We start from the raw sequence: 9,509 nt of genomic DNA, 5'->3' as shown, positions 1-9,509 counted from the left end.
TATTCGTGCACCGGCTGTTACTGCGATGGAGAGACGGAGAAGGCTAGACCAGCATGGCGTTGGTTGTCCATGTTTAAGGCTGTAGGCTGAGGGCTTAGGTAAATCCGGGCCCTTAAGGCTGAGAGCTGATGACGAGTCCTGTATTGGACGAAGTGGTTGATGCCCTGCTTCCAAGAAAATCTTCTAAGCTTCAGGTAACAGACGACCGTACTGTAAACCGACACAGGTGATCAGGTAGAGAATACCAAGGCGCTTGAGAGAACTCGGGTGAAGGAACTAGGCAAAATAGTACCGTAACTTCGGGAGAAGGTACGCCGCTGACGGTGAAGGGCTTGCCCCGTAAGCTGTTGGTGGTCGAAGTGACCAGGTGGCTGCGACTGTTTATTAAAAACATAGCACTCTGCAAACACGTAAGTGGACGTATAGGGTGTGACGCCTGCCCGGTGCCGGAAGGTTAATTGATGGGGTTATCTTCGGAGAAGCTCTTGATCGAAGCCCCGGTAAACGGCGGCCGTAACTATAACGGTCCTAAGGTAGCGAAATTCCTTGTCGGGTAAGTTCCGACCTGCACGAATGGCGTAACGATGGCCACGCTGTCTCCACCCGAGACTCAGTGAAATTGAAATCGCAGTTAAGATGCTGTGTACCCGCGGCTAGACGGAAAGACCCCGTGAACCTTTACTACAGCTTTGCACTGAACTTTGAACCTATTTGTGTAGGATAGCTGGGAGGCTTTGAAGCGTAGACGCTAGTCTATGTGGAGCCAACCTTGAAATACCAGCCTGATATGTTTGAGGTTCTAACCTAGGTCCCTTATCGGGATTGGGGACAGTGCATGGTGGGTAGTTTGACTGGGGCGGTCTCCTCCCAAAGAGTAACGGAGGAGCACGAAGGTTGGCTAATCATGGTCGGAAATCATGAGGTTAGTGTAATGGCACAAGCCAGCTTGACTGCGAGACTGACAAGTCGAGCAGGTACGAAAGTAGGTCATAGTGATCCGGTGGTTCTGTATGGAAGGGCCATCGCTCAACGGATAAAAGGTACTCCGGGGATAACAGGCTGATACCGCCCAAGAGTTCACATCGACGGCGGTGTTTGGCACCTCGATGTCGGCTCATCACATCCTGGGGCTGAAGCCGGTCCCAAGGGTATGGCTGTTCGCCATTTAAAGTGGTACGCGAGCTGGGTTTAGAACGTCGTGAGACAGTTCGGTCCCTATCTGCCGTGGGCGTTGGAAAGTTGAGAAGAGTTGCTCCTAGTACGAGAGGACCGGAGTGAACGAACCCCTGGTGTTCGGGTTGTCATGCCAATGGCATTGCCCGGTAGCTACGTTCGGACGGGATAACCGCTGAAAGCATCTAAGCGGGAAGCCTCCTTCAAGATTAGCTTTCCCTGGACTTTAAGTCCCTAAAGGGCCGTTGAAGACTACGACGTTGATAGGCTGGGTGTGGAAGCGTTGTAAGGCGTTGAGCTAACCAGTACTAATTGCCCGTGAGGCTTGACCATATAACAGAGAGAACTGAGCGATCGGTAACTCTGGAATAAGTTAAGTCGACAAGCCGATGAATAAAACATTGGCACGATTGAAAAGTTTAACGACTTTGAGATCGAAAACGTTACGATTCCAAGCGATAACTAAGTCAACACGTTATCGAGTGCTGTTTAACAACAGCTGGATAAGATACTTAAGTAAAGCTTAAGTGCGATGAATAAAACTTCTTTCATTTCCACCTTATTTCACTGAAATTATTTGTCATAATTTCCGCGATGCTGCCTTAGGGTAGCCAGTAGTTAGCCGCTGAAGAGGGTTAAAGTGATACCAGTTTGCCTGACGACAATAGAGCATTGGAACCACCTGATCCCATCCCGAACTCAGACGTGAAACGATGCATCGCCGATGGTAGTGTGGCGCTTCGCCATGTGAGAGTAGGTCATCGTCAGGCTTCTAATTAAAAACCCCAGTACAGAGATGTGCTGGGGTTTTTGCTTTGTGAAGCGCAACTTTTTAGGTGGCGGTTCACTCGGCACATCCCTGTGCCTCACCCTCCGGGCGACCTGAAGGTCGTGTAATCGGTTGTCCTGCCGATTGTGCGCCATGTGAGAGTAGGTCATCGTCAGGCTTCTAATTAAAAACCCCAGTACAGAGATGTGCTGGGGTTTTTGCTTTGTGAAGCGCAACTTTTTAGGTGGCGGTTCACTCGGCACATCCCTGTGCCTCACCCTTCGGGCGACCTGAAGGTCGTGTAATCGGTTGTCCTGCCGATGGTGCGCCCTGTGAGAGTAGGTCATCGTCAGGCTTCTAATTAAAAACCCCAGTACAGAGATGTGCTGGGGTTTTTGCTTTGTGAAGCGCAACTTTTTAGGTGGCGGTTCACTCGGCACATCCCTGTGCCTCATCCTCCGGGCGACCTGAAGGTCGTGTAATCGGTTGTCCTGCCGATGGTGCGCCCTGTGAGAGTAGGTCATCGTCAGGCTTCTAATTAAAAACCCCAGTACAGAGATGTGCCGGGGTTTTTGCTTTGCGAAGCGCAACTTTTTAGGTGGCGATTCACTCGGCACATCCCTGTGCCTTACCAGCACTAAATCCCTTTCGGTTTAGTATTGCATGTCCAATTCATTTAAATTGGTATGGCCAAATGTTACTTTTGGTTACCGGGCTATTCTATGAGCAGAACCTATTTTTCAGCTCTATACTCTGTCTAACCATATGAAAAATAAGCGAAAGAACAATTTTTTATGGCTCAGGTGTTACCGATGATTCAAATCAATGTAGGCAAAGGTAACGGTTGATATAGTTCGGTCATCGAAAACAACTACAAACTACAAACGATAAATGTCTAACTCCGGTGTATGCCATAAGCGTTTCCCGGAGCTAGAGCTAAGGCTAGATAAATAAACCGGAGGTATAGACCTTGAGTAATCAAAAAAACACCGAATCACAACAGTTAGATGCTTTGGTGGTTAAGGTCAAGAAGGCTCAAAAAATATTTGCGAATTTTTCGCAAGAGAAGGTGGATAAAATATTCCGTGCAGCAGCACTTGCCGCTTCTGACGCTAGAATACCGTTAGCAAAACAGGCCGTACTAGAAACCCGTATGGGGATCGTTGAAGACAAGGTGATAAAAAATCATTTTGCCTCGGAATACATCTATAACAAATATAAAGACGAGGCTACCTGCGGGATACTAGACGAAGACGAAGAGTTCGGCACAATGACGATTGCAGAGCCCATTGGCCTACTCTGCGGAATAGTGCCCACGACAAACCCCACTTCAACCGCCATCTTTAAGGCGCTTATCTCGCTAAAAACCCGAAACGGCATTATTTTTTCACCCCACCCCAGAGCTAAAAATTCAACCTGTAATGCGGCAAAAATAGTGTTGGACGCGGCGGTTGCAGCTGGAGCACCACAGGATATTATTGGCTGGATACCCGAACCTTCTGTGGCGCTGTCAAATCAACTAATGTCCCACCCCGATATCAATATGATCTTGGCTACCGGTGGGCCAGGCATGGTCAAGGCAGCATATTCTTCTGGTAAGCCTGCTATTGGAGTCGGTGCCGGTAATACCCCCGTGGTAATAGATGAAACTGCCGATATTAAACGTGCAGTGTCTTCAATTCTCATGTCGAAAACCTTTGATAACGGCGTTGTTTGCGCCTCTGAGCAGGCCGCGATCATTCTAGATGGGGTCTACGATGCCGTTAAAGAACGTTTTGCCAATTACGGAGCATACATCCTTGACGCGAAAGAAGCGGATTCGGTACGAGCGGTAATTTTGAAAAATGGCGGACTTAACGCGGACATAGTAGGCCAGAGTGCCGTACAAATCGCCCAAATGGCTGGTTTAGAGGTGCCTGCTTATACCAAGATATTGATCGGTGAGGGCGTTAAACCCTGTGAATCTGATGCATTTGCACACGAAAAACTATCGCCAACCCTCGGGATTTATCGGGCAAAAACATTCGACGAAGCTCTGGATATGGCAGAGAAAATGGTGGTGATGGGCGGTATTGGTCATACCTCTTGCCTATATACCGATCAGGACAAAAATCGAGATCGCATCCGTTTGTTTGGCGACCGCATGAAAACAGCGCGCATTATCGTCAATACGCCAGCCTCGCACGGCGGTATAGGCGATTTATATAATTTTAAATTAGCACCCTCTCTAACGTTAGGTTGTGGCTCATGGGGCGGAAACTCCATTTCTGAAAACGTTGGGCCTAAGCACTTAATCAATAAAAAAATGGTAGCTAAGCGGGCAGAGAATATGTTGTGGCATAAATTACCTAAGTCGATCTATTTCCGTCGAGGCTCGGTTTCGGTGGCAATGGATGATTTAGCGGACAAAAAGCGCGCGTGTATTGTTACCGACCGTTTTTTGTATAACAACACACCCTACGTTTCTGATTTGGTTGAATTGTTAAAAACCAAGGGCATGGAAACTGAAGTATTTTATGAAGTAGAAGCAGACCCAACGTTGAGTATAGTGCGTCAAGGCGCCAACGTTCTAAAAGCGTTTCAGCCAGATGTTATTATCGCTATGGGTGGAGGCTCTCCTATGGATGCGGCCAAAATTATGTGGGTTATGTATGAACATCCTGAGGTCGCATTCGAAGAGCTGGCTTTACGCTTTATGGATATTCGTAAGCGAATTTATAAATTCCCGAAAATGGGAAGTAAAGCCGAATTAGTGGCGATAACAACAACTTCAGGTACTGGTTCCGAAGTTACGCCCTTTGCTGTTGTGACTGACGATGTTACTGGACAAAAGTATCCGATTGCTGATTATGAACTGACACCGAATATGGCGATTGTTGACGCTAATTTCGTCATGAATATGCCGCCTTCATTAACGGCGTTTGGTGGTTACGATGCTGTAACGCATGCGATGGAAGCTTATGTATCTGTTTTGGCGAACGAATACTCTGATGGTCAAGCATTGCAGGCACTTAAATTGTTGAAGGAATACCTACCCAGCAGTTATAAAAATGGTGCGAAAGACCCAACTGCGCGAGAAAAAGTTCACAACGCAGCTACCGTTGCCGGTATTGCATTCGCCAACGCCTTCCTGGGTATCTGCCACAGTATGGCACATAAGCTCGGGGCAGAATTTCATTTGCCGCATGGATTAGCGAACGCATTGTTAATATCAAATACCATTCGCTACAACGCGACCAACCTACCAACGAAACAGGCTGCTTTTTCACAGTACGATCGCCCTAAGGCGCGTCAACGTTATGGTGAAATCGCTTTAGCACTTGGCTTTACGCAAGAGCGCACAGCTGACCGTATAGAGGCTCTCCTCAGTTGGTTGGATGAGTTAAAGATGGATCTGGATATTCCCCTGTCCATCAAAGCGGCTGGAGTGGCTGAAGCCGACTTTATGGCGAAGGTAGATGATCTTGCCGAAGGAGCATTCGACGATCAGTGTACTGGCGCGAACCCTCGTTATCCGTTGATTGCTGAACTAAAACAAATATTGATCGATTCATATTACGGAAAGGCCTACACCGAAAGTTATGAGCGTGATGAGGATATCATTGACCTGGCGGGCTCTCCTGAAAGTAAAAAACCGGCCAAAAACAAGGCAGATAAGTTAAAAAGTGTAAGTTGATCTCTTTGATAGTGTGGATAAAAGTCAGGCATAGCCTGGCTTTTTTTTGGAAAATTAAAAGTCACGCAGGAGCGGCCGTTCGATTAAAAAAGTGCTAGTCGTTAGCGTTTGGTTTAATTTATGCGTACATAATGGTTACGGCAAAAGACCTTAAAAGCGCTTAATGATGTATAGGACGACAACTCTGTCGTTCTTCTTTAGTTCAAGATCGATGGCGGTATTGATCATAAATATAAATGAACAGATAGCCATAACTAAAACCTCTCATAAACGATCACTGTTCAGTTTACGGTAAAAAAAATGAACATCCTGTGCGAATTATGCACTTCTTTGCATATTGTTTAATATGTCATATAAAAGTTGAGGTGATGCAGAATGCCTGAGCTATACCGCGAAACTATTTGTTAACGAGCGACAACTTATATTTAATCAGGCTGTTCGTTTTGGATAGGAATTTTAGTTGGGGATTAAGGTAAGAAGTGTATAAGCATTCGCATCTGTAAATAAAAATAATAGTTCGGATGTTTTTTGGCCATTCATTCATGTTAACGGTTTAATCTATTTGTTGTTGATTCGACAAGAGTTATTTCGTCGCAAGAACCCAAAAAAATTCATCAGGCGAGAATAATAAAAGTGATTCTTGCTGTGGATATTTAACAAAAATAACTAAATAGGCTAAGGAGAGAACCCATGGGAGCAAAATCAATTCATTTTAAACGTAAGTTTCTTTGTGTAGCAGTCTCGTCATGTATTTTAGGAAGCTCAGGGGTCGTAATGGCTCAGGAGGACGACCAGATGCTTGAAGAGCTACTTGTAACAGGTATCAAACAAGCGCAGGCCGATGCGGTTAATATGAAACGCAATGCGGTGCAGGTCGTGGACGGCATTTCAGCCGAAGACATTGGCAAGCTGCCAGACGTTACTATTACCGATTCTTTGCAGCGTATCTCGGGTGTACAGGTGCGCCGTAGTGCTGGTGAAGGCGGGAAAATCAATATTCGTGGTCTCGATAAGGTGTCCACCCAATTAAACGGCGAAGCATTTTTAACCGCAAATGCTTTGACAACTTCCACTGCGGAGCTTGGCGACCTACCTTCCCAACTGTTTAAAGGCACTGAAATTTATAAATCTGCCACTGCTAAAAACGGAGCGGCTGGTATTACTGGTACTATTAATTTAAAAACCTGGCGGCCAATGGATTTTGGTGAAGGTATAACTACAGCTGCTAGTATCGAATTGCAGACAGGAGTCGACTCCGGTGAAGCGGACCCCGTTGTGAGTGGTTTATTTAACTGGAATAACGATACCATGGGCTTTTTAGTGTCTGGTTCCTACGCTAATGTAAATCTGGGTAATAATTATAATGGACTCAATACAGGTAGCCCCAATGGTGATGCGGGCTGGGCTAATAACGTACATAATTATTGGGGACCACAGGATAGCGTTAATAACAACTACGTTATTCCGCAGGGGGTAGTTGCTTGGAATCAAGTAACCGAGCGCGAACGTTACGGTATTAACGGATCTTTTCAGGCTGACCTAGGAGAAGGGTTTGAATTCGTCGCTGATGCATTTCTTGCTAATCAAGATGAGTACAACCGCAAGCAAGGAGTCAATAGCACCGATAAGTGGGCTGGCTCATTGTGGACGGACCCTGTATCTGCCAACGGAACCGGCGCCTCAAGCGAAGGAATGGAATGGTTAAGTATTCAGTCCCGAGATCTTTCACCTCGCCGTATTCAATCATTCGCACAAAACGATATTTATTTTACTGACTCTCAAAACTACAATTTTGAGTTGAATTATGACGACGGCGGGAAGTTTACGAGCAAAACACGCTTTGTGTACGCCGAAGCTAGTCGGGAGAAGCGCCACGGCTATATTCAAGGCGATACTATGGATGGTAATTCAACAGGTATTTGGAATTCTGACACAGGTACCGGCACTTTTTACCCATCTGAATATTGTGATGGTGCAGCAGCTGTAGGTGATGATGGTGGTTGTTATGTTGAGCCCAACCCGCTCGGTTGGCGTGGTGTAGGTGACGACTACGACAATCCCGTTGTTGGCTGGGATACTTCAGGGGATCATCCAAAATTTAGTGGCTACAACCAAGTTATTAATGGTGGATTGGCAGCTGGTTCAACGCTAGAAGATTATTTGGGGAATTTAGACAGCTATAACGTTGCCGCATCAGTTTCTGAAAATAACGAAAACTCAACAGCCGAGATGCGAATTCTACGGTTTGACGGTGCTTACAGGTTCGATGATGGTGGCTTCTTCACCAGTGTAGATTTTGGTGCTCGTTTCTCACAGCGAAACGTAGAAGAATATCGTTATCATCTATTTTCCAATTTTTATGAAGGATCTGAAGACGAAGACGGTAACATTGTTACTGATGGCTGTGCAGCTCAGTGGAAAGCAACTGACATTGTATTTGGCGCAGACAAAGCCTGTAGCGTTGGAGAAAATGTGGATGGAGAATTTGTTGGCTACACCGCACTACCGCCAACGGCATTGGATGCTAATAATAATGTGAACTTCGTTACCGACTTCGGGAATGTTGGTGGTTTACCTGGTGTATGGGTTGCTGATCCCAAGGATTTGGATAACCCAGAAGCCTATCAGAAAACATTGTACGGTAATGCCACCAAACAGGTCATCCCTGGAACTTCCTATGAGGTTCAACTGATCGAGAACTCGCTGTTTGCGCAGGGTAATTTTGAGTATGCCAAGATGCGCGGAAATGTGGGCTTGCGCGCCGTAGAGACTCAGCTTGCTATTAAACAAAATGAGATGGGTGATCAGCTGGAAAACGGCAATACCAATATCGATATTGGCGATGTATTTACCCGTCGCAAGTACTATGATTTGCTGCCTAGCGTTAACGTTAGTATGGATCTAACCGACGATATAATTCTGAGAGCTGCCTGGGCCAAAAATATGATGCCTTTGGACCTCAATCAGTGGGGTGATGGTTTGTCAGTCAGTTATGCTCGTGTTGACAATCCAGGGAATCCAGATGACGGGCTATTTAGGGCTACATCGGGTTCTGCAAACGGTAATCCTGAACTAAAACCCTGGCGATCCACTAACTTTGATCTCGGCTTGGAGTGGTACGCTGGTGATGCCTCTATGGCCAGTATTGCCCTGTTTAATGTCGATGTGGATAGTTTTGTGCAGTCCGGCTCTACCAGAATGGAGGTGACGGATGAGACAGGTTACACCACCATCGATGTGAGTACGCCAGTGCAGGGGGACAGTGGTTCTGTTTCCGGTGTGGAAATTGGTGGTAAGTTGGCGTTGTCTGACTTTATGTCAGATGGCTTCTTCAGCGGATTCGGTGCCGACGCTAACTACACCTACTCGCCGTCCACTCAGCAGGAGGAAGACGTTTATGGCGACGAGCTCGAATTCCCTGATAATTCTGAAGTTCAGATTAACTTGATTGGGTGGTACGAAGCCAACGGTTTCCAGGCGCGTATTGCCTACAATTATCGTTCCGAGCGCCTCGATGCTATCAGCCAGGTAAGTGGTTACTTGCCCCTCTACCAGGACGCAATTAGCTACGTTGATATGTCGGTTAGCTATGATGTTATGGACGATGTTACCGTGTATTTGAACGGCTCTAATATCACTGGCAGCTACGAAGAGTATTACTTGCAGTGGCAGGACGAGTACGCTTTCCAGCGTGAGTACGAAGCGCGCTATACGCTGGGTGTTCGCGCCAAGTTCTAAATATTTGTCTGATCGATAGGTCTTTCATAGTAGCGCCACCGGCAGTAATGCCGGTGGCGCTTTTTGCTATTGGTCTGTAATTATTGAACGCCACCCTAGGGCTTAGGCCTTTAGCCCAAGCCAGATATTAGAAGATCGCCGCGGTAAAAAGTG

The 9,509-nt window shown here is 46.5% G+C and carries 2 protein-coding genes and 2 rRNA genes (1 of these 4 running past the window's edge); all 4 read left to right on the top strand.

What is annotated here, in order from left to right; translation table 11 throughout:
- A 23S ribosomal RNA gene (locus tag H5336_RS04655) occupies positions 1 to 1,506 on the top strand (it extends 1,363 nt beyond the left edge of the window).
- 321 nt (positions 1,507 to 1,827) lie between these two features.
- Positions 1,828 to 1,943: ribosomal RNA gene (gene rrf, locus H5336_RS04650) — 5S ribosomal RNA — on the top strand.
- Between the two features lie 969 nt (positions 1,944 to 2,912).
- On the top strand, positions 2,913 to 5,618 hold the full coding sequence (gene adhE / locus H5336_RS04645; protein WP_185231864.1) for a bifunctional acetaldehyde-CoA/alcohol dehydrogenase: 2,706 nt from the start codon (positions 2,913 to 2,915) through the stop codon (positions 5,616 to 5,618).
- A gap of 774 nt (positions 5,619 to 6,392) precedes the next feature.
- Positions 6,393 to 9,356 (top strand): TonB-dependent receptor, encoded by a 2,964-nt coding sequence (locus tag H5336_RS04640; RefSeq protein WP_185231862.1) that lies wholly within the window; start codon positions 6,393 to 6,395, stop codon positions 9,354 to 9,356.
- Positions 9,357 to 9,509 lie beyond the last annotated feature (153 nt).

Source organism: Teredinibacter franksiae (assembly GCF_014218805.1).
Lineage (GTDB): Bacteria > Pseudomonadota > Gammaproteobacteria > Pseudomonadales > Cellvibrionaceae > Teredinibacter > Teredinibacter franksiae.
Note: the sequence above shows the minus strand (reverse complement) of the source record. Positions and strands in the feature narration are given on the sequence as shown.